Here is a 22,132-nt window from a genome sequence, read left to right as displayed (position 1 = left end):
CAACACAATGACGGGATACCGCCAGCAAAAGCCGAGGTTCGGCCTAACCAAGTGTCCGGATTTAGTTGACCACTACAGTTTGCTCGTTGGTGTGCGTTTTGGGATTACGGATACCAGGGAAGATAAATTCACGATGGCCACTGATCGGTCGCATGAGTTCCAGATAGGCAAGGGTCTGTGGTGTTAATGGCACATCATGACCTCTGCGCTTCTTCATTCTCTCTGGTGGGATCCGCCAGAGTTTCTTTTCCATATCGATCTCTGCCCACCGGGCTCCGGCTGCTTCGCTGGGGCGAGCTAAGGTATGCAGGCTCCATTCGATGAGACAGCGGGTCTGCAAATTGATACTGGCTTTCGATAGCCTGTTCATCAGTTCCGGCAACTGGTTGGGGTTAATGCTGGGCATGTGCTGTTTGGCTGGACGCTGAAATACCTTGTTGATCCCCGAGCAAGGGTTGGCGTCGATCAGACCAGAGTTGACGGCGAAGGTCATGATTTCGTTCACCCGCTGGGTGAGGCGACGCACGGTTTCGAGTTTTCCAGCAGCGGCGATGGGCTCGATGATCTTGATGGCCCTCTGAGCCTTTATATCCATAACAGGCACAGTGCCAATCTCGGGGAACAGATACATTTCGAGCGAACGCCAGAGATTCTCGGCATAAGCCGGGGTGACGGAAGGGCGTTTGACATCAAACCAGCGCTTGGCGACGGCTTCAAAAGTGTGCTCGCTCTGTGATAACGCGGCGGATGCTTGCTCATCGCGGTGATGCTGGGGATCAATGTTTTGCAGTAACAGAGATTTGGCTTCGGAGCGTTTCTCTCTCGCTTCAGCCAACGACATCTCCGGCCAAGAGCCGAAGCTGATCATATTTCGTTGCTTAGTGAGAGGGCGGTAGTAGCGCAGGCGCCACAACTTGGAACCATTGGGCTTGATTACGAGCTCTAAGCCAGCTCCGTCGCAGAGTGTGTATTCCTTCTCCTTGGGCTTGGCTGCTTTGATCTCGGTTGGGGACAAAGGGCGGGTGATTCGAGGCATAGGCATACGCTCCGGAAGGCATACAAAACGATATGCCTAACGATATGCCTAAAAGGGCTGGATGACAACGCATCCCATTGGACAGCGTAAGACAACAAAAAACCCGCAAAGCCTTACGCTGTGCGGGTTTCTGTACTTCTTCGTTCCCGGCCGGAACATTATTTGGTGGAGCTGGGGGGATTTGAACCCCCGTCCAAAATTACTACATCCTTGGTACTACATGCTTAGTCACTCTTTACATTCGCCAACCCGCTGCGGAGAGACACGCCACGAATTGACTAGCTCGATTGGTTTTAATGCTTCCGCCCCGAGCAGGACTTCCACACGATCCTGTGAAGGATGACCTTCCGATTCCCTAGGACACAGGCAAGCTAGGGTAGAAGGGCTCAGCGCAGGTTATTAAGCTGCGAGTGCGTAGTTTTCGTCGTTTGCGACTATTTTTTTGCGGTTTGTTAACGAGGCCTACCGCACCTCGGCATGCACCTTGGGTTTCGTGAATCTTGTCGAATCCAGAATCAGCCCCAAGTTGTCAAAAGTGATTGTACGCAAAAATGTTGTGATAGCAAGGCGTTGATGCCCATTCCCTCTGGCAACCACGCTGTTTGCCGATTTATTGTGCGCAGCTGAACCAGGGGTCCGCTGCGCAGGGGGAAGGTGAATGGGCGTCTGGAACCGGTGGGCGGCCGATTAGCCGCGATTCTTGTTCTTCATGATGCGGGCTTTTTCCCGATCCCATTCGCGGGCCTTGGTATCTTCGCGCTTGTCGTGTTCTTTCTTGCCCTTCACCAGACCGATCTCGACCTTGACCCAGCACTCTTTCCAGTAGAGGGCCAGTGGCACTATGGTGTAACCCTGACGGGCGGTCAGGCTTTCGAGTTTGTCGAGCTCGCGACGACTCAGCAGCAGTTTGCGGGTCCGGGTCGGATCACAGACCACATGGCTGGATGCCGCGTTCAGTGGCAGGAAGGTGGAGCCAAACAGGAAGGCTTCTCCTTGCAAGAAGATGACATAGGCTTCGCTGATGTTGGCCTTGCCCGCCCGTAGGGATTTGACTTCCCACCCTTGCAGGGACAGACCGGCTTCCACTCTCTCTTCGATGAAGTATTCGTGGCGGGCGGTTCTGTTGAGTGCAATGGTGCTGGACCCGGCTTTGTTTTTACTGTTTTTTTTGCTCATGACGGGCGATTTCCGGCAATGACTAGGAGGCTCGTATTATACGTAGGCGTGAGCGGCTGTAAAACGCGCAGCAGGTCAAGTGGTGGCTTTGTGAGCGGTTTGGCTGAGGTTTTACCTCCACAACCCGAAACATGGTGATAAAATCGCGCCGATTGGATGAGGAAAAGCCATGCCCCGAATTACGCGCAGTGCCCTGGTGATGTTCAGTGCAGAACAGATGTTCAAGTTGGTTAACGATGTGGATGCCTATCCGCAGTTTTTGCCCGGCTGTGTCGGCAGCCGTGTCCACGAGGCTGGCGATGACTACATGATGGCGTCGGTCGATGTGGCCAAGGCGGGCATCGCCAAGACCTTTACCACCCGCAATCAGCTGGATGTGAACCGTCAGATCAGGATGGAGCTGGTGGATGGCCCGTTCCGCAAGCTGGCGGGTTGGTGGACCTTTACCCCGCTCGATGTGGACGCCTGCAAGGTGGAGTTTGATCTCGATTTCGAATTCACCTCCAAGCTGATCGAGGTGGCCTTTGGTCAGGTGTTCCGCGATCTGGTGAGCTCCATGGTCTCTGCCTTCTCAAACCGCGCCAAGGTGGTATACGGTGTCTGACCAGCTCAATATCGAAGTCGTTTATGCCTTGCCGCAGCAGCAGACGGTGATTGCGCTGCGGGTGGCGCCCGAGACCTCTGTGCAGGCGGCCATCGAGCAGTCCGGCATCGTGCAAAAGCACCCCGAGATCGATCTGGCGGTCAACAAGTTCGGTATCTACAGCCGCCCCGTGAAAGGGAGCGAGCTGCTGCACGACGGCGATCGCATCGAGATCTACCGCCCGCTCATCGCCGATCCCCGCGAGATGCGCAAAAAACGCGCCGAGAAGGCCAAAGAGGAGGGGCGAGCCGATAGCGTGACCGGCGGCCGACCCGATGTGCATCGCAAGCTCCGCGAATAGCGCTCAGGTTTTGTTGCAGAAAAAGGCGCCGAGGCGCCTTTTTTGATCCCGTTAGCCAGTCATCTGGTCGAACGGAATGTCAAGGAAGGGCCGCGTTAGCTGAGGGCTGGTTCTGTCACGCCCAGCCGGGCGCGTGCCCAGGCTGCCAGCAGCTCGACCCCGCTTTGCATCACCCGCTCATCGAAATCGAATTCGTTATGGTGGTGTGGCGCCGCCAGATCGGCCCCCAGGATCAGGTAAGCCGCTTCGCCCCCCTGTTTTTGCACCCGCTCCATCAGAAAACCGGCATCTTCACTGGCGCCAAAACGGCGAGTCTGGATGGTGGCGAGCCCCTGCTTGCGGGCCAGCGCCGCCAGCTCGGCTTGCAGCGCCGGGCTGTTGTCGAGCGCAATAGCCTCACCCTGCTTGATGATGCGGTAGGTGACGCCGTGGGCGAGGGCGGTGCCTTCGACGATGCGCTGTACCTGACTGAACATGTAGTCGTTGAGGGTGCTGTCGGCGCCACGGGTTTCACCGTGCAGCTCGGCATGGTCAGGAATGACGTTGCGCCCGCTGCCGCCGTGGAGCTGGCCGATGTTGATGCGGGTCATGCCGTCGCGGTGGCGGGGAATGCCGAGCATGGTGGTGGTGGCCATGCAGGCGGCTGCCAGCGCATTGCTGCCGGCATTCGGTTCGAGCCCCGCGTGGGCGGCGGTGCCCATAAAGTGGACGTCGAACTTGGTGGAGCAGAGAAATTCGGTGGGGTTGATCACCAGCTCGCCGCTGCCAGCGTGAATACCGATATGGAGCGAAAGCAGGGCATCCACATCATCGAGTGCGCCACCGGCCGCCAGCGCTTTGCCACCGCGACACCCCTCTTCGGCGGGTTGGAAGAAGAGCTTGATGCGGCCGCACAGCAGCTCCTTCATCGCCATTAACTGGCTGGCCAGCCCCATGCCGATGGCGGTGTGGCCATCGTGAGCGCAGGCGTGCATCCACCCCTTGTTGTGGGAGGCAAAACCCTGCTGCTGCGGCTGGTGCTGTTCGGCGTCGGACTCTTCCACCTCCACCGCATCGATGTCGAAGCGAAAGGCCAGGGTCGGCCCGGGACGGCCGGTATCCAGCTCCCCCATCAGGCCAGTGACATCGCCAATGCGCTCCAGCCAGTCGGGATGGGCTCCCTGACGGCGGGCGCGAGCCTTCTCGGCCGCCACATCCACATCACGGCCCATCATCAGGTTGCTGGCCAGCAGTTTGTCGCCGAGCACGATGCGATAACCGAGCTCGCTCAGGTGGTGGGCAATCAGGCTGGTGGTGCGAAACTCTTTCCAGGCGGCTTCCGGCAGGCGGTGCAGGTCGCGGCGCCAAAGGATCAGGTGCTCAAGGGTCATCTTGGCTTCCTTGGTGATTCGATATGTCGGCTATTGTGCCTTTTTTCCCGGCTGACCACACGGGGCCCGCAGCTGGTCGGGGGAGCTGTGCGTGCGAGTGATGTCTGTGAGGGCCGTGAATAGTGGCGAGCGCCCATAAAAAACGCCTCCACAAGGGAGGCGTTGTCGATAGCTGGTTATCAGGCCGCGTGATGGTAAGCGGAGGCTTCAAACAGCTTCTTGTTGGCCACCAGATCGATGGGGTCAAAATCATCGACGTTGATGGTGCGCAGGCGACTTACCTCGGCGCGGCGCAGCAGCTCGGCTTCGCTCTGGGTCAGTACGCCAGCGGCCAGGCCAATGTCGGCCACCTTGTCCAGCGCCATGAAGGGACGCTTGATGCCATCTGCCTTGCAGACTTTCTCGAACAGCGGCTCTGCGGCCAGCACGTCATCGAGCGCCTGTTCGAGCAGACCGAAGGGGTTACCCTCTTCGCGGGTCAGATACTGGCCCTTGGCCAGGCGGCTGCGGGTCTCGCTCGGGGTTTGCAGCAGACGGGCAACCTGTTGGTCCAGCTTGTCGCACGGACGGTTCAGGTCACGGCCAAGCGGCAGCACCACGGCACGCAGGGCAAGGCCAATCCAGCGGTTCGGGAAGTTGCGCAGCAGCTCGTCGATCGCCTCTTGGGCCTTGAACATGGCATCTTGCAGTGCCCAGTGCAGCAGCGGCAGGTCGGCCTGCTGGCGTCCCTCATCCTGATAGCGCTTGAGGGCGCTGGAGGCGAGATAGAGCTGGCTCAGCACGTCGCCAAGACGAGCGGAGACCCGCTCCTTGCGTTTGAGCTCGCCACCCAGAGTACCCATCGCCATATCTGACAGGAACGCCAGGTTGGCCGAAAGGCGGGAGAGCTGCTGGTAGTAGCCCTTGGTCTGATCTTTGTACGGTGAAGCGGCAAAGCGGGCGCCGGTGATACCGAGCCAGAAGCTGCGTACCAGGTTGCTGATGGCAAAGCCGACGTGGCTGAATACTGCCTTGTCGAAGTCCTTCAGCGCCTGCTCCTTGTCGGGATGGCTGGCGGCCAGCATCTCCGGCAGTACATACGGGTGGCAGCGGATAGCGCCCTGACCGTAGATGATCATGCTGCGGGTCAGGATGTTGGCCCCTTCCACCGTAACGGCGATGGGGGCACCCTGATAGCCACGGGCCAGATAGTTGTTGGGGCCCATGCAGATGGCTTTGCCGCCGTGGATGTCCATGGCATCGATGATGCACTTCTGGGCACGGTCGGTGAGGTGGTATTTGACGATGGCGGAGATGACCGAGGGCTTCTCGCCAAGGTCGATACCGGTCACGGTCAGGTTGGCTGCGGCGCCCATGATGTAGGCGTTGCCGCCGATGCGGGCCAGCGGCTCTTCAATCCCTTCCATCTTGCCGATGGGCAGCTTGAACTGGCGACGGATGCGGCTATAGGCGCCGCTCGCCAGGGCCAGCATCTTGACGCCACCTGTGCTGTTGGAGGGCAAGGTGATGCCGCGACCGACTGACAGACACTCGACCAGCATGCGCCAGCCCTGACCGGCCATGGCCGGGCCGCCGATGATGAAATCGAGCGGGACGAACACATCCTTGCCCTGGGTCGGGCCGTTCTGGAACGGCACGTTGAGCGGGAAGTGACGACGGCCAATGCCGACACCCTTGATGTGAGTCGGGATCAGCGCACAGGTGATGCCGAGCTCTTCCTCTTCACCCAGCAGGTGTTCCGGATCACGCAGTTTGAAGGCGAGACCCAGCACGGTAGCGATGGGGGCGAGCGTGATGTAGCGCTTGTTCCAGGTGAGGCGCATACCGAGCACCTCTTTTCCTTCCCACTCGCCCTTAGCGATGATACCGAAGTCGGGGATGGAACCGGCGTCAGAACCCGCTTCCGGGCTGGTCAGTGCGAAGCAGGGGATCTCTTTGCCGACCGCCAGACGGGGCAGGTAGTAATCTTTCTGATCGTCAGTGCCATAGTGCTGCAGCAGTTCGCCCGGGCCCAGCGAGTTGGGCACGCCGACGGTGGAGGCGAGCACGGCGCTGGCGCCGCACAGCTTTTGCAGTACGCAGGACTGGGCGTAGGCCGAGAACTCCAGACCGCCATATTTCTTCTTGATGATCATGGCGAAGAACTTGTTGTCCTTCAGGTATTGCCACACCTCGGGGGAGAGATCCGCGCGCTCGTGGGTCACTTCCCAGTCGCTCACCATGCGGCACACTTCCTCGACCGGACCATCCATAAAGGCCTGCTCTTCGGCAGAGAGGGTCGCGATCGGGATGGCGTGCAGCTTTTTCCAGTTCGGGTTGCCCGCGAACAGATCGGCTTCCCACCAGGTGGTGCCCGCTTCAATCGCCTCTTTTTCGGTGCGGGACATCTCCGGCATGATCGATTTGTAGATCTTGAACAGCGGCTTGGTTATTTGATTGCGGCGAAATTCCACCAGATTGAGCGGGATGGCGATCACCGCGAACAGCGCCCATACCAGCAAGGGCACATGACCATAGATGGCGCCAAGCACCAGGGCGGCGCCGGTGATCAGGGTGGAGATGAACAGGGATGCCCGGCGATAGGCCAGGGCTCCGATAACCAGGATCACCCCGAGCAGAGTGAGGGTCGTCGTCATTGCTTGCTCCTTGCGTGGTTAGGTTGCCAACGTGGCGTAACTGATCCAGAGGTCTGACCTGTTGGATATGGCCCCTGTTGTAATTCATACGCACAAAGTTATCAAGCTGTTTACATCTTCATTACCTTCTCTCTGTGATCCCCATAACGCTCACGAGTCGCCAGCGGTGTAGCTCGCAGGGGGGCGACTGTGCGCTTGGCTTGTGCGAGAATAGTCGCGAGCTACACGCACACTAAAAACCGTGGAAGAGACATCATGTACCAAGAATTGATCCGCAATGAACTGACCGAAGCTGCCAGCGTACTGCAGGCCTTCCTGGCTGATGAGCAGAACCTGAAAAACATCGAAGCGGCTGCCAAGCTGCTGGCTGACTCTTTCAAAGAAGAGGGCAAGGTGCTCTCTTGTGGCAACGGTGGTTCCCACTGTGACGCCATGCACTTCGCCGAAGAGCTGACCGGTCGTTACCGTGAAAACCGTCCGGGTTATGCCGGTATCGCCATCTCCGATCCGAGCCACCTCTCTTGTGTTTCCAACGACTTTGGCTATGACTATGTCTTCTCCCGCTATGTAGAAGCAGTCGGCCGCCGTGGCGACGTGCTGCTCGGCATCTCCACCAGCGGCAACTCCGGCAATATCCTGAAAGCCATCGAGGCTGCCCGCGCCAAAGGGATGAAAGTGATCGCCCTGACCGGCAAGGATGGCGGCAAGATGGCAGGTCTGGCGGATGTCGAGATCCGGGTGCCGCACTTTGGTTATGCCGACCGTATTCAGGAAGTGCACATCAAGGTGATCCACATCCTGATCCAGCTGGTCGAAAAAGAGATGGCCAAGTAATCAGGCTATCGCGATCAGACAAGAGCAGCACCGGTTGCATGGTTCGCCATCGGCCGGTTGTTGCCAGTCACAGGGGAAGGGATTGTGCCTTCCCCTGCGCTCTGTCGAACCAGCGTGCTGGTCGAACATGACACAAGCCAAATCATGAAAGGAGTCTGCCGGATATGTGCGAACTGCTCGGCATGAGTGCCAATGTGCCGACCGATATCTGCTTCAGCTTTACCGGGTTGATGCTGCGCGGCGGCAAGACAGGGCCCCACAAGGATGGCTGGGGCATTACCTTTTACGAAGGGAAGGGCTTTCGCACCTTCAAGGATCCCGAGCCCAGCGCCCAATCTCCCATCGCCAGACTGGTACAGGCGCTGCCCATCAAGAGCTGCGCCGTGGTCAGCCACATTCGGCAGGCCAACCGTGGCTGCGTGTCACTGGAAAATACCCACCCCTTTACCCGTGAGCTGTGGGGCCGTTACTGGACCTTCGCCCACAACGGTCAGCTGACCGGCTACAAGAAGCTGCCAACCGGCCGTCACCGTCCGGTGGGGGATACCGACAGTGAGCACGCCTTCTGCTGGTTGCTCGATCGGCTGGAGCAAAAATATCCCAAGCGTCCTGCCAACTTTCCCGCCATGTTTCGCTATATGGCCACCTTGTGTGATGAGCTCAGAGGGCTGGGAGTATTCAACATGCTGCTCTCGGACGGGGAGTATGTGATGAGCTACTGCAGCAACAACCTGCACTGGCTGACCCGCTGCGCGCCCTTTGGCGAGGCGAGCCTGCTGGATGAGGAGGTGGTGATCGACTTTCAAAGCGAGACCACCCCCAACGATGTGGTGACCCTGATCACCACCCGTCCGCTGACCGGCAATGAGAACTGGGTCAGGATGGCACCCGGCGAATTCAATCTGTTTCGCATGGGGGAGCGGGTGGCGACCAATCAGGTCGTGCCTGAGCGAGATAAAAAAATACCAGGGTAGATTCCTACCCTGGTTCTTCGCAGCAGCCATAAAAGGCAAAAGGGATGAGAGGTGTTGCTGAGCATCATCACTCTGACGGAATTGAGTGTTGAGCAATTGTTAATGTTTGGCAATGAAGTTGTTGTCTTGACGGGCGTTTCTGCATCGCTATTTCGATACCGATCACATTTTTTTTCCACTTCATTCCCCGAGCTATCCAGTCGGATGGGTCATCACTGTCTGGCCGTGAGCCACGACATCGAAAACTATCTATAGTATGGTCTGTTTGAATACCGTTCTGGAGGAGCCTCGCATGGAGTGGGTGGATCGCAAGGTGTTGCAGCAGCTGGCAGAGGATATTGGTCAGGATATGCTGCCCGTGGTCATCGCAGTATTTATTGAAGAGGTGGGAGAGCAGCTGAGTCAGCTCAGGCCCCTCTATGAGCAGGGAGAGTGGGAGGCGCTGGCCCGAGTGGCGCACAGCATGAAATCATCCTGTGGCAGCTACGGCGCCATGCCGAGCTATCAGCAGGTGATGGCGCTGGAGATGGCCTGCAAGCAGGCGGATGTGGCCGAGGCAGAGCGCCAGTTGCAACTGCTGGAGGCCTCCTTGCCCCAAGTGCTGGCGTTTCTGTCCGATTATCAGTAGCGGCGCCATGCAGGGATGCCGGGCCGCCGTGGCCGTTGCCTAACGCTGGTTGAGCAGGTGCTGGATGATCCGGTCCAGCGCCAGTTTCAGCTTCAACCGATCGTGCCGATGGGGCAATTCGAGCTCACCCAGATCGGCGTCGATCAACCGACCCTGCCAGGCTCCCGCATCACCCGCGCCCCGGGGGGCCAGGATGGCATCCAGCCGACCCTGACCGACCCGGGACTCCAGCCAGCGACACTGACTCATCAGATCCAGCTGGCTGGCAGGGCCGTTTTCCGCCACCAGATTGCAGACAAAGACCAGCATGGCGCTGCTCTCGTTGATGGCCTGGGCAATCTCGGCCAGCAGCAGTGGCGGCATGATGGAGGTGAGAAAACTGCCTGGCCCCAGAATGATCATGTCCGCCTGCTGCAGTGCCAGCACCGCTTCCCGGGTTGCTTGCACCTCCGGCATCAGGCCGAGGGAGAGGGGCGGCGTGGCCAGTTGATCGATGGAGACTTCTCCCAGGATCTGGGTGCCACACTCCATATGGGCGCAGAGGTCGGTGGGAAATTCAGACATGGGTAGCAATTGTGACTCGATTTTGAGCATGTCACTGATCAGCTTGATAGCATCAAGAGGACGGACACAGAGATTATCGAGCGCCAGCAGCATCAGGTTGCCAAGGTTGTGGCCCGCCAGCTCGCCTTTGCCGGCGAAGCGGTATTCGAACAACAGGCTGCCGATACTGGGATCGGTCACCAGCTGGTTCAGGCAGTTGCGCAGATCGCCCCAGGCGATGCACTCCTGACTCTTGCGTAAGCGTCCGGTCGAGCCACCATCATCTGTGGTGGTGACGATGCCGGTGAGCCGTTGACCGAGGAACGAGAGGGACGAGAGTACGCGACCCATGCCGTGGCCACCACCGATGGCAACGACCCGATCGAAGTCATTGATGTTTTTTTGCCACATGTGGGCATCCTGTCATTGGTCTCAGTTGACCGCTATGTTAGCAAGTGAAGCGAGATAATTGTTTGATAAGGGTATGATTTTTGCTTGCGACTGCTATCCGATAAAACAAGGAGATGGTGTTGAAATTTCTGACCGTTCACTCCCTCGCCCGGAATTCATCGCTGGCGGCCCAAGAGATCTGCACGCAGTTGCGCCACCATGCCGATCAGGCGCCCTCCCTGCTGCTGCTCTATTTTACCCAAGCTCATGACGGGGCGATACTGCGCGACGCGCTCAAACGCCAGTTCCCGACCACCCGTCTGCTTGGGTGCAGCTCCTGCGGCGGCGTCATGACCGAGATGGGACACCACGCCATAGAGGGGTTCGGAGTGGCGGTGGCAGCTTTTTATGACGAGAAAGGGGCCTTCGGGGTGGCCGGTGCCAGCGGTGACGGGGTGGATGTGCGGCAGTTGCTGCGTAGCGCCATGAGCGATTGCGGTCGACCGGGCGAGTTGCCCCAGCTGATCCTGTTTCACGCCAGTCCCGGCAAGGAGGAGGGGCTGCTGGCCGGTATCGAGGCCGAGCTCGGTGCCTCGGTGCCAGTGGTTGGTGGATCCGCGGCAGACAACAGCGTCAGCGGCGAGTGGCAACTCTGCTGGGATGAGGCGGTGAGTCAGGATGGCATCGCGTTGGCGGTGCTCTATCCCGATTGCCAGCTGGCCTTTCAGTTTCATTCTGGGTATGTCCCTGCCGAATTCAGTGGCGAGATCACCGCCTGCGACGGGCGAGAGGTGTTCACCATCGATCACCAGCCCGCCGCCGAGGTTTATGCCCGCTGGTGCGGACGCGAGCAGCCCTGGCCGGTGGGGGCGATTTTGCGGGAGACCACGCTCACCCCGCTGGCCCGTCAAGTGGGATCGCTGGATGGCATTCCCTACTACAAGCTGTCCCATCCCGAGGCGGTGACCGAACAGGGCGGGCTACGGCTCTTTACCGATGTGGTGCAGGGGGAGCGCCTGCTGCTGATGTACAGCAGTCAGGAGGGGTTGCTGCAGCGCAGCCTCAATGCCATGCGCATTGAGCCGGGCTATGGGGTCGATGTGGAATGGCAGCCGATCGGCGCCCTCATCATCTTTTGTGCTGGTTGCCGTTTGGCGCTAGGTGATATGTTGTGCCAATTCGTCGAGCAGAGCCAGGCTCGTCTCGGCAAGATCCCGTTTATCACCCCCTTTACCTTCGGCGAGCAGGGGCGGTTGCCCAATGGCGAGCTGGCTCACGGTAACCTGATGGTATCGAGCGTGATTTTCCTGACCCGTTGAGTCGGCAGAACATAACAGAGCAGGCAACAAGATGATTGGCAGCAGTGAACTGGAAGCCCTCGGCGACAAATTGCAGACCACCCTGGTCGATCTTATGCGTTGCCGCGAGCGCGAGGCCAGATATCGTCACGAGTCCCAGACCCTGCTGGGCGGGGTGGCCACCCTCGCCGATGCCAAGACGCTGGAGCAGGTACTGGAGAGCCTTATCCAGGTGCTCAAACCCTTTATCGGCTTTGAGCACGCGGATGTGGTGGCCTGGGAAGGGGAGCGGGGGAGTACCCACCTCAGTACCGAGCCGATGCGCGCTGCCCACAGCTGGCACATGACCCCGGCCTTTGCCCGTGCCATCGCCGGTGAAACCCTGGTGATTTACGATCCCTCCCAACTGCCCGAGCTGGCGCCACTGGCGAACGAGCCGGGCTGGGCCAGCGTGATGCTGACCGGGCTGCAGGCACCCGGTTTTACCGCCACCCTCATCTGCCGCCACGCCCGGGCGGGCACCTTCGATCTCACCAGCAAGGCGGCCATGGAGCGCTGCCGCCCGCTCATCGCCCAGGCGCTGGTCAACATCACCTATCGCGCCCGCTTGCAGGAGCAGGTGGCGGTGAAGACCGAGGCGCTGCAGGCCAGCGAACGCCGTTTTCGCAGCTTCGCCGCCATGGCCTCCGACTGGTTCTGGGAGACCGATGCCGAGCATCGCCTCAGTTATGCCTCCGAACCGGGTTATCTGGATGAGCTGACTCCGCAGGCGATCCGGCCGACCCTCTATGACTATGTCTGCAACAAGCAGAGCTGCGAGGCGCAGCAATACCTGCGGTTGCTGGAACAGCGCCAGCCGGTGCGAGGGGTGCGGATGCAGGTGGCGCTGCTTGATGGCCCCTGCTGGATGGAGGTGAGCGCCGAGCCCTGTTTCGACCATGAAGGTCTCTTTACCGGCTATCGCGGTACTGCCCGGGATATCAGCTCCCAGATCCGCCGTGAAGAGGAGCTGGCGCGGGCGCGGGATGAGGCCGAAGCGGCCAACCGTGCCAAGTCCCAGTTTCTGGCCATGATGACTCACGAGATCCGCTCGCCCATGAATGCGGTGTTGGGGATGCTCGATCTGGTGCAGCATGCCGAGCTGGCGCCGGAGCAACAGAGCCTGCTGCGCCACGCCACCCACTCGGCCAGATTGCTGCAAACCATCATCGATGACGTGCTCGATTTTTCGAAAATTGAGTCGCAAACCCTGGTGTTTCACTGCGAGACCTTGCAGCCAGTCCAGCTTTGCCAATCCCTGGTCGAACCGCTGCAGGCCCGTGCCACCGCCAAGGGGATTGCGCTGGTTTATCGGGTTGATGAGTCCGTCCCTCTGGAGTTGCAGGGGGACCCGATGCGTCTGTCGCAGGTGATGGGCAATCTGCTGGACAACGCCCTCAAATTTACCGAGCAGGGGCAGGTCACACTGCACCTTGGCTGGCAGGATGAGAAGTTGCGGATCTCGGTCTCCGACACCGGGATCGGGATCGCCGACGCGGATCAGGCGCGGCTGTTTGAACCCTTCTCCCAGGTTGACAACTCGGCCACCCGGCGTTTTTCCGGAACCGGCCTTGGCCTAGCCATCAGCAAGCGTCTGGTCGCCCTGATGGGGGGGAGATCCAGCTGAAGAGCGAGCCGGGCAAGGGAAGCTGCTTCTGGTTCGAGCTGTCGGATATGGCGCTGCCTTGCCATTGTCAACCACTGCGGGAAGAGAGTGTTGCTACGTTGCTGCCGCTGGATGTGCTGGTGGTGGAGGATAGCCCGGTCAACCAGCTGGTGGTGTCGCTGATGCTGCAAAAGCTGGTTGGCAAGGTGCGGCTGGCCGCCAATGGTCTGGAGGCGCTGGCGCAGGTGGATGAGCAGCGCCCGGATCTGATCCTGATGGATATGCGGATGCCCCTGATGGACGGGCTGGAAGCGACCCGACGGTTGCGGGAGCTGGGATGCACCATGCCTATCGTCGCTCTGACGGCCAATGCGATGGCGGAGGACAAGGCGTGCTGTCTGGCGCAGGGGATGGATGATTTCCTCGCCAAGCCCATCACCTTGTCACGGCTGAGAGAGTGTTTGCAGCGTCACTTTGGTCAGCGGTTGCCGACGCGCGGATAAAAAAAATGGTCAACTTTGTGGGTTGACCAGTTCTTCAGCAAATACTGAAGAGAGCACGGGATAAATCGGGTTGTATCAATCTATATGAAAAATCTGTGCCAACTTTTTTGGGACTCTTTCGTGTTCAATTCTGGCCGTTTAGCGCATCGGCTCTCGTTTGTAATGCTTTGTTGTTCTTTTTGTTAATTGCAAAGTGCGAATTTCATGTTTTCATTATTGGAATAATTGCAATTTGCAACGCTGTATCTGTCATTGTGAAATCAGGCGATGCAGGAATTTACGGGCCGCTTCGCTGTTTTGTTTGGCAATCAGCATCTGCTTTTCATAAATCGGCATCGGCAATATCTCGAGCCAGCGCTGGCAGAGCCAGGCGGCATCTTCAAAGCGCTTGTCCGGATAGAGCTCATCAAGCTCCGGATACTGCTCGAACACTTCCCGCAGACGATTGACCAGCAGCTTGTCGTTGAAATCGGAGTGGGTGCTCGGCCAGTTCGGCAGCATCTCCACCTTAGCCCGGCGCAGGCCCATCTCATCTGTTTCCATCTCGTGGATGCAGAAGCGCTCCAGTCCCAGCACCGTCACCCCCAGCAGGCCATCATTGAGGGTGTAGAAGTCGGTCACCTTGACCCGGGTGCCCACCGGCAGAATGCGGCCGGATTGTCCCGAGGTGGTGGACTCTTCCATCACGATGCCAAAGCCCTGATCGTTAATGAACGACTCCTTGAGCATCTGCAGGTGGCGTGGCTCGAACAGACGCAGAGGAAGCTTGCCGCCCGGCAGTATGTGGGAAGGCAAGGGGAACAGTGCCAAAGGTTGTAGTTTCATGTTCCATCCTCCATTGAGTAGTTGCTGAATAGGACAATGCAGCGACTGTGCCAGAGAATGAAAAAAGCCACCGGATGGTGGCTTTTCGGCAGGAAGAGGGCGCTTAGTTGCGCTGCTCCAGATACATGACAGCCGCTTCCACGCGGCTTTGCGCCTCGAGTTTCTTCAGCAGGCTCTTCACGTGAACCTTGACCGTTCCCTCGGAGATATGGAGTACCGAGGCGACCTGTTTGTTGGAGAGGCCTTTTGCAATTTCGCGCAGGATTTGCATTTCGCGACGCGTTAAGCTCTCCAGTTTCTGCTGCAGGTGATCCAGCTCGTAGATGTTTTCGAGATAGGGGCGCAGCGGTTCGCTCAGGATCTGTTTGCCGGTCATTACATCTGCCAGCTGGGCCAGCAGCAGATCAGGCTCGGTATCCTTGAGCAGGTAGCCATCGGCACCGGCCTTGAGCAGGGCCACCACATCCTGGCGTGCATCGGAGACGGTGAGGATCACCACCCGGGAGGTGATCTCTTCGGCCCGCAGCGCCTTGAGGGTATCGAGGCCGGAGAGCCCTTTCATATTGAGGTCGAGCAGGATCAGATCCGGCTCGGCCTCTTTGGCCAGTGCCACGGCATCGGTGCCGTTAGAGGCTTCACCGGTCACCTCCATGTTCTCTTCCAGAGCCAGCAACTGCACAATCCCTTTGCGCATGAGGGGATGGTCATCTACGACCAGAACAGTGTATTTCATCTCGTCCATCAGGCGTCTCTCGTTAGGCTGGTGGGAAAGGTCAGATGCACGCGGGTGCCTTGTGGTTGCTGCTCGTTGATGGTCAGCAGACCATGCAGTTTGCTGGCGCGCTCGTTCATGATGCTCAAACCGTAATGGTTGATCGCCGAGCTGGCGAGTCCGATCCCGACCCCGTCATCTGAAATCTGAACCTCGATGTTACCACTGGCGAGGGTCTCACAGCTAACATCAATCACTTGCGCGTTGGCATGTTTGATGGCGTTGAGCACTGCCTCACGGATCAGTTGCAGAATGTGGATATGCTGGCCCGCCTCCAGGTCGTTGTCGGCCAGTCCGTAATGGAACCGGATTTCGGCCTTGGTCTGGGGTTGCAGCTGATCGAGCATCACCCGGATTGCTTCCCCCAGATTGGCATCCCCTATGGTGAGGCGGAAGGTGCCGAGCAGTTCGCGCAGCTGGGTATAGGCATTGCTGAGTCCTTCGTCGATCTGCTGCATCGCCTCCTGCGCTTTCTCCTGTTGCCCCTTGGCGTAGGAGCGCTTGAGCAGGGTGGACTGGATCTTGAGGTAGGAGAGGGCCTGCGCCAGCGAGTCGTGCAGTTCCCGGGCGATCACCGCCCGCTCCTCCATCAGCAGCAGTCGCTGCTGTTGCAGCAGGGTCTGGTCTTTGTGCAGCACCTGGGCCAGCAGCATGGTGAAGTTTTTGATCAACCGCTCGTCGATGGGGTGCTGGCTGATGATGTCGAGGCGGCCGAACTCCTGCTCATCCATCTGCAGATAGAAGCTGGCGACCGCATCGAGGTCGCCGGGCCAGCCGGTGCGCCCCGAGATGTAGACCGGCATGGCGTTGTGTTCGAAGCGGGTCAGCCGGATGTGGTCGATATGCTGGTGAGCGGCGGCGCGATCCAGCAGCTTGATCAGCGTGCGGGTACTGAGCGGGGCGGCGTGCAGCTTCTGGGCGGTCGAATAGAGAAACGAGAGGGTGTCGTTGGCCTGCTGCAGTTTGGCGGTTTTCTCCTCCACCTTGTTTTCCAGCTCCCGATAGAGCTTGCCCAGCTCGTCGGCCATGGTGACGAAGGCGCGCGACAGCTCCCCCAGCTCATTTTCGCCGTGGGCGGGCAACTGGAGGTCGAAGTCTTGCCGCTGGATCTGGCGGGCACAATAGACCAGCTGGTTGAGGGGGGCGACCACCTGCTGGCGAGTGAAGCGCACAGTGAACCAGGCGATGGTGATGATGGCCAGCAGGCCGAGCCCCTCCGCCAGCGCCAGCATTCGCACCTTGAATTCCACGTGGTACTGCATCTGATTGACGAAATTGTCGATGGCTGCCACAAACTGCTCGGTGTTATCGGTGTACCGTCTGGGAGTGCGATCCTCGATGTGTTGGCGCATTACCTGCCACTGGCTAAGCACCTCGCCATAGGTGCGACGCAGAGAGGCGGGCGTGATCCAGCGTTGGGTCTCCTGCAGCTCTTCGGCGTGCAGGGTCTCTTCAAACTGTGAGAGGCGTCCCAGCACGCTGTCGCCTCGCTCGATTTCGTAGGCCATCCGGTAGGCCTGCATCCGCAGCGAACCGGAGAGGTTGATCGCCTTGGCATCGGGTACCGAGTAGAAGAGGGTGACCATGGCGACCAGCGCAATAAGGCTGGCCATGAAGAGGATCAACACCATGGCGCGGCCAATGGCACTGCTGACCGAATGGACCCTGAACCGTTTTCCCATACTGATGCGCACCTCTGAATAGTGATAAGGACCCCGCAAGATGCGTGGGAGTGTACTCCAACTTGTGTTAGCATCGAAAAACTAGATGAACTCCGAGCGGTTTTGCCTACGTCCTAGCGATAGGGGAAAACCAGCCGTCAGCCGACAGTTGAACACAATCGTCGAGCTGTAAGGGTCAGGAAAGAAATGCCCTGGCCTCCCGTATTTGGAAAGGTGTTTATGTTGCCACTTGAAGATGGTTTTTCCCGTCGTTTTTACTATTTGCGTCTGTCAGTGACCGATGTGTGCAATTTCCGTTGCACCTATTGCCTGCCTGACGGCTATCGCCCCCCCGAAGGTCACAAAGCGGGGCGTCAACCCTTTCTCTCGATTGACGAGATCCGCCGTGTGGTCAGCGGTTTTGCCGCCATGGGTACCCGCAAGGTGCGCATCACGGGGGGCGAGCCCTCCCTGCGCCGCGATTTCACCGAGATCGTCAAGGTGATTGCCACCACCCCGGGCATCGAGAAGGTCGCCATGACCACCAACGGCTATCGCCTCAAGGAGCGGGCTCAGGAGTGGTTTGATGCCGGACTCAACGCGCTGAATGTCAGTGTCGACAGTCTCGACCCGCGCCAGTTTCACCAGATCACCGGTGAGAACAAGCTGGCCGAAGTGATGGAGGGGATCGAAGCAGCACTGGCCGCCGGTTTCAAATCGGTGAAGATCAATGCGGTGCTGCTCAAGGGGCTCAACGACTACCAGCTTGATGCCTTTCTGGGCTGGATCAGGCACAAGCCCATCGAGCTGCGCTTTATCGAGCTGATGCAGACCGGCGAGATGGATACCCTGTTTCGTGACCACCATGTCAGCGGCGAGCAGATCAAACAGCGCTTGCTGGAGAGCGGCTGGGTGCAGCAGTTGCGGGGCTCGGATGACGGTCCGGCGCAGGTCTTTATGCACCCCGATTCGCAAGGTGGGGTGGGGCTTATCATGCCCTACAGCAAGGATTTCTGTGCCGGTTGCAACCGGCTGCGGGTCTCCTCGCTGGGGAAGCTGCATCTGTGCCTGTTTGGCGACAACGGTATCGACCTGCGGGATCTGCTCGGCGCAGATGCACAATCTGATGAGCTGCAACAGCGCATTCGCGCGGCACTGGCGGGCAAGAGTGCCACCCATCGTCTCCATGAGGGCAATGCCGGCATCACCCCTCATCTCGCCTCGATCGGCGGATAACCGCAAAAAATCGCCAACGATTAAATAGCAATCCTCACATGGAGGTATTTTAACCGACACCTCCATTTTTATTGCGCTGCAAGGCTTTGATCTGGCGCAAGAATCCCCCCTGTTTATCTCCCTGGTGGTATATCCCTTACCTTGTCAGGGCCGCAATATACACCCACTCTTATAATTGGTATCAAGAATGCCAATCATGGACTCGGACTGTCCCCTTCTTCACCAGAACAGGAGTCAACATGCCGGATGAGATCGATCTTGCCCGCCGAGGCCTGTTCCGGGGGCGGCTGAGAACTGCCGAACCGCCGGTGCAGTTGCCCTGGTCAGTCAACTGGTCGGCATTTGTCGCTGACTGCACCCGCTGCGGGGACTGTCTGGCTGCCTGTCCGGAGCAGATCCTGGTGAATGGCGAGGGCGGTTTTCCGGTGGTCGATTTCCAGCGTGGCGAATGCACCTTCTGCGCCGAGTGTGTCACGGTCTGCAAGGCGCCGCTGTTTCGCCCGACCAGCGAGTCCCCTTGGCACTACAAGGCCCATATCGAGGCCAACTGTCTGGCCAATGGCCAGGTGTTCTGCCAGCGCTGTCAGGACAGCTGCGAGCCCAATGCCATTCGCTTTATTCCGGTGCTGGGGCGCGTGCCGACCCCGACGGTGGAGCCGGATCGCTGTAATGGCTGCGGCGCCTGCGTGCAGGATTGTCCGGTTGGCAGCATCAAGGTCGACGGGCGAGCCGCCCCATCCGGTGGTGCGAGCCAGCCCACCCTCAAGCAGGAGTCAGAATGAGTCAGAAAGAAGCCACAATGGATCAGGAGTTCCATGTATCGAGTCTGGTGGTGCTGACCCAGCCCCCCTTGCGCCATCAGCTCGCCGAGCAGATTGGTGCCCTTGAAGGGGCCGAGATCCACGCCGTCAGTGACGAGGGCAAGCTGGTCGTGACCCTGGAAGGTCCGAGCCAGCGGCCGATCATGGCGGCCATTGATGCGATACAGGCGATGCCGGGTGTGCTCTCTGCCGCCCTGATTTACCACCAGTTCGATGAACTGGGCGGTCACTGAAAAGAGTGATGGGATGCCTGGCGTGCCCTCTGCCGCTGATGGTTGGCTCCCGTTCGACAGATTCGACAACTATTACGCGATAAGCAATGTGAGGATATGCCATGAAGCTGAGTCGACGCGACTTTATGAAGGCCAACGCGGTGGCAGCTGCCGCTGCCGTGGCCGGTGTCAGTGCCCCCACGCTGGCAGCCAATCTCATCACCAGTACCGACAAGACTGCCATCCATTGGGATAAGGCTCCCTGCCGCTTCTGCGGTACCGGCTGCTCCGTTCTGGTGGGCTCTCAGGATGGCCGGGTTGTAGCGACTCAGGGCGACCCCGATGCGCCGGTCAACCGTGGCCTCAACTGCATCAAGGGTTACTTCCTCTCCAAAATCATGTATGGCCAGGATCGCCTGACCCAGCCGATGCTGCGGATGAAGAACGGCCAGTTCGACAAGGATGGCGACTTCGCCCCCATCAGCTGGGATCAGGCGTTCGACATCATGGCCGAGAAGTTCAAGGCGACCCTGAAAGAGAAGGGCCCAACTGCTGTCGGCATGTTCGGCTCCGGCCAGTGGACCGTCTGGGAAGGCTATGCCGCCGCCAAGCTGATGAAGGCCGGCTTCCGCACCAACAACATCGACCCCAACGCCCGTCACTGCATGGCCTCCGCGGTCGTCGGCTTCATGCGTACCTTCGGCATGGATGAGCCGATGGGCTGCTACGACGATATCGAGCAGGCTGATGCGTTCGTGCTGTGGGGCTCCAACATGGCCGAGATGCACCCCATCCTCTGGTCGCGGATGTCCGATCGCCGTCTCTCCAATCCGGATGTACAGGTGCACGTGCTCTCGACCTTCGAGCACCGCAGCTTCGAGCTGGCTGACAACGGCATGGTGTTCACTCCGCAGACCGACCTGGCGATCCTCAACTATGTCGCCAACTACATCATCCAGAATGACAAGGTGAACTGGGACTTCGTCAACAAACACACCGTGTTCAAGAAGGGGGTCACCGATATCGGTTACGGCCTGCGCCCGACCGATCCGTTGCAGCAAAAAGCGAAGAACCCGGACAGCGGCGATGCCACTCCGATGACCTTCGAGGAGTTTGCCAAGTTCGTGGCGGATTACGATGTGGAGTCGGTCTCCAAGCTCTCCGGCGTCTCCAAAGAGAAGCTGGAAAAGCTGGCCAAGCTCTATGCCGATCCGAGCAAGAAGGTGGTCTCTTACTGGACCATGGGCTTCAACCAGCATACCCGTGGCGTCTGGGCCAACAACCTCTGCTACAACATCCACCTGCTGACCGGCAAGATCTCCGAGCCGGGTAATGGTCCTTTCTCACTGACCGGTCAGCCCTCTGCCTGTGGCACCGCGCGGGAAGTGGGTACCTTTGCCCACCGCCTGCCTGCCGACATGGTGGTGACCGAGCCCAAGCACCGCGCCATCGCCGAGCAGATCTGGAAACTGCCGGAGGGGACCATACCCGACAAGGTGGGTTTCCACGCCGTGCTGCAAGACCGCATGCTCAAAGATGGCAAGCTCAACGCCTACTGGGTGATGTGCAACAACAACATGCAGGCCGGTCCCAACATGAATACCGATCGCCTGCCTGGCTATCGTGACCCGCGCAACTTCATCGTGGTCTCTGACCCGTACCCGACCGTTACCGCCCAGGCCGCTGACCTCATCCTGCCCACCGCCATGTGGGTGGAGAAAGAGGGGGCCTACGGCAACGCTGAGCGCCGCACCCAGTTCTGGCACCAGCAGGTGAAGGCGCCAGAAGGGGCCAAGTCCGACTTGTGGCAGCTGATGGAGTTCTCCAAGCGCTTCAAGGTTGAGGAAGTGTGGCCGGCTGAACTGATTGCCAAGATGCCGGAAGTGAAGGGCAAAACCCTGTTCGACGTGCTCTATGCCAACGGTCAGGTCAACCAGTTCCCGAAAGAGCAGAGCAAGGGACTGCTGAACGACGAAGCCGAACACTTCGGGTTCTACGTCCAGAAGGGACTGTTCGAAGAGTACGCCACCTTCGGTCGCGGCCACGGTCACGATCTGGCGCCGTTCGATCAGTACCACGAAGCGCGCGGTCTGCGCTGGCCGGTGGTGGATGGCAAGGAGACCCTGTGGCGCTACCGTGAAGGGTTCGACCCCTATGTGAAAGCGGGCGAGGGGGTGCGTTTTTATGGCAAGCCCGATGGCAAGGCGGTTATCTTCGCGCTGCCGTTCGAGCCCGCCGCCGAGTCACCGGACAAAGAGTATGACCTCTGGCTCTCCACCGGTCGGGTGCTGGAACACTGGCACACCGGCACCATGACCCGTCGGGTACCCGAGCTCTATCGCGCCTTCCCGGATGCGGTGCTGTTTATGCACCCGGACGATGCCAAGGCCCGCGGCGTGCGTCGTGGTGAAGAGGTGATCGTCTCCTCCCGCCGTGGCGAGGTGAAGACCCGTGTCGAGACCCGTGGTCGCAATAAACCGCCCAAAGGTTTGGTGTTTATGCCCTTCTTTGATGCGAGCCAGCTGGTCAACAAGCTGACCCTGGACGCCACCGATCCGCTCTCGAAAGAGACCGATTACAAGAAGTGCGCCGTCAAGGTGATGAAGGCATAAGGCGGGGGAGTACGAG

General features: G+C 59.3%; 18 protein-coding genes, 1 other RNA gene, 1 pseudogene and 1 riboswitch. Of the genes and pseudogenes, 11 read left to right on the top strand and 9 right to left on the bottom strand.

The window, feature by feature from the left end; genetic code table 11:
- Positions 1–61 precede the first annotated feature (61 nt).
- From OKC27_RS18140 to smpB, 3 genes are all read right to left on the bottom strand, one after another.
- A complete protein-coding gene (locus OKC27_RS18140; protein ID WP_270806551.1) occupies positions 62–1,036 on the bottom strand; it encodes a phage integrase central domain-containing protein in 975 nt (324 codons plus the stop codon).
- A 163-nt stretch (positions 1,037–1,199) separates the two neighbouring features.
- Positions 1,200–1,559, bottom strand: a transfer-messenger RNA (tmRNA) gene (gene ssrA, locus OKC27_RS18135).
- A gap of 164 nt (positions 1,560–1,723) precedes the next feature.
- The gene (gene smpB, locus OKC27_RS18130) at positions 1,724–2,212 is read right to left on the bottom strand and encodes an SsrA-binding protein SmpB (protein WP_042062518.1); all 489 of its coding nucleotides are present in this window, start codon (positions 2,210–2,212) and stop codon (positions 1,724–1,726) included.
- 169 nt (positions 2,213–2,381) lie between these two features.
- Here smpB and OKC27_RS18125 point away from each other — a divergent pair, with 169 nt between their 5' ends.
- A complete protein-coding gene (locus OKC27_RS18125) occupies positions 2,382–2,816 on the top strand; it encodes an SRPBCC family protein (RefSeq protein WP_042062520.1) in 435 nt (144 codons plus the stop codon).
- Positions 2,809–3,156 (top strand): RnfH family protein, encoded by a 348-nt coding sequence (locus tag OKC27_RS18120; RefSeq protein WP_270806550.1) that lies wholly within the window; start codon positions 2,809–2,811, stop codon positions 3,154–3,156. Before OKC27_RS18125 ends, OKC27_RS18120 begins: the two co-directional genes overlap by 8 nt.
- A gap of 95 nt (positions 3,157–3,251) precedes the next feature.
- On the opposite strand, the gene OKC27_RS18115 is transcribed toward OKC27_RS18120, so the two are convergent.
- Complete coding sequence (locus OKC27_RS18115) at positions 3,252–4,526, bottom strand: amidohydrolase (RefSeq protein ID WP_270806549.1); 1,275 nt, start codon at positions 4,524–4,526, stop codon at positions 3,252–3,254.
- Positions 4,527–4,705: 179 nt separating this feature from the next.
- A complete protein-coding gene (fadE, locus tag OKC27_RS18110) occupies positions 4,706–7,162 on the bottom strand; it encodes an acyl-CoA dehydrogenase FadE (protein WP_270806548.1) in 2,457 nt (818 codons plus the stop codon).
- 255 nt (positions 7,163–7,417) lie between these two features.
- On the opposite strand from fadE, the gene lpcA reads away from it, so the two are divergent.
- From lpcA to OKC27_RS18095, 3 genes are all read left to right on the top strand, one after another.
- On the top strand, positions 7,418–7,996 hold the full coding sequence (lpcA, locus tag OKC27_RS18105; RefSeq protein ID WP_005334485.1) for a D-sedoheptulose 7-phosphate isomerase: 579 nt from the start codon (positions 7,418–7,420) through the stop codon (positions 7,994–7,996).
- Positions 7,997–8,160: 164 nt separating this feature from the next.
- Positions 8,161–8,970 (top strand): class II glutamine amidotransferase, encoded by an 810-nt coding sequence (locus OKC27_RS18100; RefSeq protein ID WP_182937883.1) that lies wholly within the window; start codon positions 8,161–8,163, stop codon positions 8,968–8,970.
- Between the two features lie 292 nt (positions 8,971–9,262).
- Positions 9,263–9,598: an Hpt domain-containing protein gene (locus OKC27_RS18095; protein WP_042058094.1), complete on the top strand. Its 336-nt coding sequence runs from the start codon at positions 9,263–9,265 to the stop codon at positions 9,596–9,598.
- A gap of 39 nt (positions 9,599–9,637) precedes the next feature.
- On the opposite strand, the gene OKC27_RS18090 is transcribed toward OKC27_RS18095, so the two are convergent.
- Positions 9,638–10,552: a gluconeogenesis factor YvcK family protein gene (locus tag OKC27_RS18090; protein ID WP_042058092.1), complete on the bottom strand. Its 915-nt coding sequence runs from the start codon at positions 10,550–10,552 to the stop codon at positions 9,638–9,640.
- A 113-nt stretch (positions 10,553–10,665) separates the two neighbouring features.
- Between OKC27_RS18090 and OKC27_RS18085 the strand changes: the two genes are divergently transcribed.
- Both OKC27_RS18085 and OKC27_RS18080 read left to right on the top strand, forming a co-directional pair.
- The gene (locus OKC27_RS18085; protein ID WP_270806547.1) at positions 10,666–11,850 is read left to right on the top strand and encodes an FIST signal transduction protein; all 1,185 of its coding nucleotides are present in this window, start codon (positions 10,666–10,668) and stop codon (positions 11,848–11,850) included.
- A 31-nt stretch (positions 11,851–11,881) separates the two neighbouring features.
- A pseudogene (locus tag OKC27_RS18080) lies at positions 11,882–13,977 on the top strand (ATP-binding protein).
- 249 nt (positions 13,978–14,226) lie between these two features.
- Here OKC27_RS18080 and OKC27_RS18075 read toward each other — a convergent pair.
- The 3 genes from OKC27_RS18075 to narQ all read right to left on the bottom strand — a co-directional run bounded on the left by OKC27_RS18075 (position 14,227) and on the right by narQ (position 17,256).
- On the bottom strand, positions 14,227–14,802 hold the full coding sequence (locus tag OKC27_RS18075) for an LON peptidase substrate-binding domain-containing protein (RefSeq protein ID WP_005334473.1): 576 nt from the start codon (positions 14,800–14,802) through the stop codon (positions 14,227–14,229).
- Positions 14,803–14,905: 103 nt separating this feature from the next.
- Positions 14,906–15,544 (bottom strand): two-component system response regulator NarL, encoded by a 639-nt coding sequence (gene narL / locus OKC27_RS18070; protein ID WP_058052140.1) that lies wholly within the window; start codon positions 15,542–15,544, stop codon positions 14,906–14,908.
- Positions 15,544–17,256: a nitrate/nitrite two-component system sensor histidine kinase NarQ gene (gene narQ, locus OKC27_RS18065; protein WP_270806546.1), complete on the bottom strand. Its 1,713-nt coding sequence runs from the start codon at positions 17,254–17,256 to the stop codon at positions 15,544–15,546. Before narQ ends, narL begins: the two co-directional genes overlap by 1 nt.
- Positions 17,257–17,334: 78 nt before the next feature.
- Positions 17,335–17,488: riboswitch (molybdenum cofactor riboswitch) on the top strand.
- On the opposite strand from narQ, the gene moaA reads away from it, so the two are divergent.
- The 4 genes from moaA (at position 17,476) to napA (ending at position 22,116) form a co-directional block, all read left to right on the top strand.
- Positions 17,476–18,471 carry a GTP 3',8-cyclase MoaA gene (gene moaA / locus OKC27_RS18060; RefSeq protein WP_043821348.1) on the top strand — a complete coding sequence of 332 codons (996 nt, stop codon included), beginning with the start codon at positions 17,476–17,478 and terminating at the stop codon, positions 18,469–18,471. Its footprint overlaps the riboswitch before it by 13 nt.
- Before the next feature lie 239 nt (positions 18,472–18,710).
- A complete protein-coding gene (gene napF, locus OKC27_RS18055; protein WP_270806545.1) occupies positions 18,711–19,253 on the top strand; it encodes a ferredoxin-type protein NapF in 543 nt (180 codons plus the stop codon).
- A gap of 17 nt (positions 19,254–19,270) precedes the next feature.
- Positions 19,271–19,525, top strand: a complete 255-nt coding sequence (locus tag OKC27_RS18050; protein ID WP_031227438.1) for a chaperone NapD — start codon at positions 19,271–19,273, stop codon at positions 19,523–19,525.
- A gap of 101 nt (positions 19,526–19,626) precedes the next feature.
- On the top strand, positions 19,627–22,116 hold the full coding sequence (gene napA / locus OKC27_RS18045) for a nitrate reductase catalytic subunit NapA (protein ID WP_058052139.1): 2,490 nt from the start codon (positions 19,627–19,629) through the stop codon (positions 22,114–22,116).
- Positions 22,117–22,132 lie beyond the last annotated feature (16 nt).

Source organism: Aeromonas sp. QDB62 (assembly GCF_027705695.1).
Lineage (GTDB): Bacteria > Pseudomonadota > Gammaproteobacteria > Enterobacterales > Aeromonadaceae > Aeromonas > Aeromonas allosaccharophila.
The sequence above is the reverse complement of the archived record's forward strand: the minus strand, read 5'-3'. Positions and strand labels throughout refer to the sequence as shown.

Coding starts and splice junctions, on each gene's coding strand:
- OKC27_RS18115 (WP_270806549.1), bottom strand. CDS start 4,526: ATGACCCTTGAGCACCTGATCCTTTGGCGCCGCGACCTGCACCGCCTG.
- OKC27_RS18125 (WP_042062520.1), top strand. CDS start 2,382: ATGCCCCGAATTACGCGCAGTGCCCTGGTGATGTTCAGTGCAGAACAG.
- OKC27_RS18095 (WP_042058094.1), top strand. CDS start 9,263: ATGGAGTGGGTGGATCGCAAGGTGTTGCAGCAGCTGGCAGAGGATATT.
- OKC27_RS18140 (WP_270806551.1), bottom strand. CDS start 1,036: ATGCCTCGAATCACCCGCCCTTTGTCCCCAACCGAGATCAAAGCAGCC.
- fadE (WP_270806548.1), bottom strand. CDS start 7,162: ATGACGACGACCCTCACTCTGCTCGGGGTGATCCTGGTTATCGGAGCC.
- OKC27_RS18050 (WP_031227438.1), top strand. CDS start 19,271: ATGGATCAGGAGTTCCATGTATCGAGTCTGGTGGTGCTGACCCAGCCC.
- narL (WP_058052140.1), bottom strand. CDS start 15,544: ATGGACGAGATGAAATACACTGTTCTGGTCGTAGATGACCATCCCCTC.
- narQ (WP_270806546.1), bottom strand. CDS start 17,256: ATGGGAAAACGGTTCAGGGTCCATTCGGTCAGCAGTGCCATTGGCCGC.
- OKC27_RS18085 (WP_270806547.1), top strand. CDS start 10,666: ATGGTGTTGAAATTTCTGACCGTTCACTCCCTCGCCCGGAATTCATCG.
- napF (WP_270806545.1), top strand. CDS start 18,711: ATGCCGGATGAGATCGATCTTGCCCGCCGAGGCCTGTTCCGGGGGCGG.
- moaA (WP_043821348.1), top strand. CDS start 17,476: ATGTTGCCACTTGAAGATGGTTTTTCCCGTCGTTTTTACTATTTGCGT.
- OKC27_RS18090 (WP_042058092.1), bottom strand. CDS start 10,552: ATGTGGCAAAAAAACATCAATGACTTCGATCGGGTCGTTGCCATCGGT.
- smpB (WP_042062518.1), bottom strand. CDS start 2,212: ATGAGCAAAAAAAACAGTAAAAACAAAGCCGGGTCCAGCACCATTGCA.
- lpcA (WP_005334485.1), top strand. CDS start 7,418: ATGTACCAAGAATTGATCCGCAATGAACTGACCGAAGCTGCCAGCGTA.
- napA (WP_058052139.1), top strand. CDS start 19,627: ATGAAGCTGAGTCGACGCGACTTTATGAAGGCCAACGCGGTGGCAGCT.
- OKC27_RS18100 (WP_182937883.1), top strand. CDS start 8,161: ATGTGCGAACTGCTCGGCATGAGTGCCAATGTGCCGACCGATATCTGC.
- OKC27_RS18075 (WP_005334473.1), bottom strand. CDS start 14,802: ATGAAACTACAACCTTTGGCACTGTTCCCCTTGCCTTCCCACATACTG.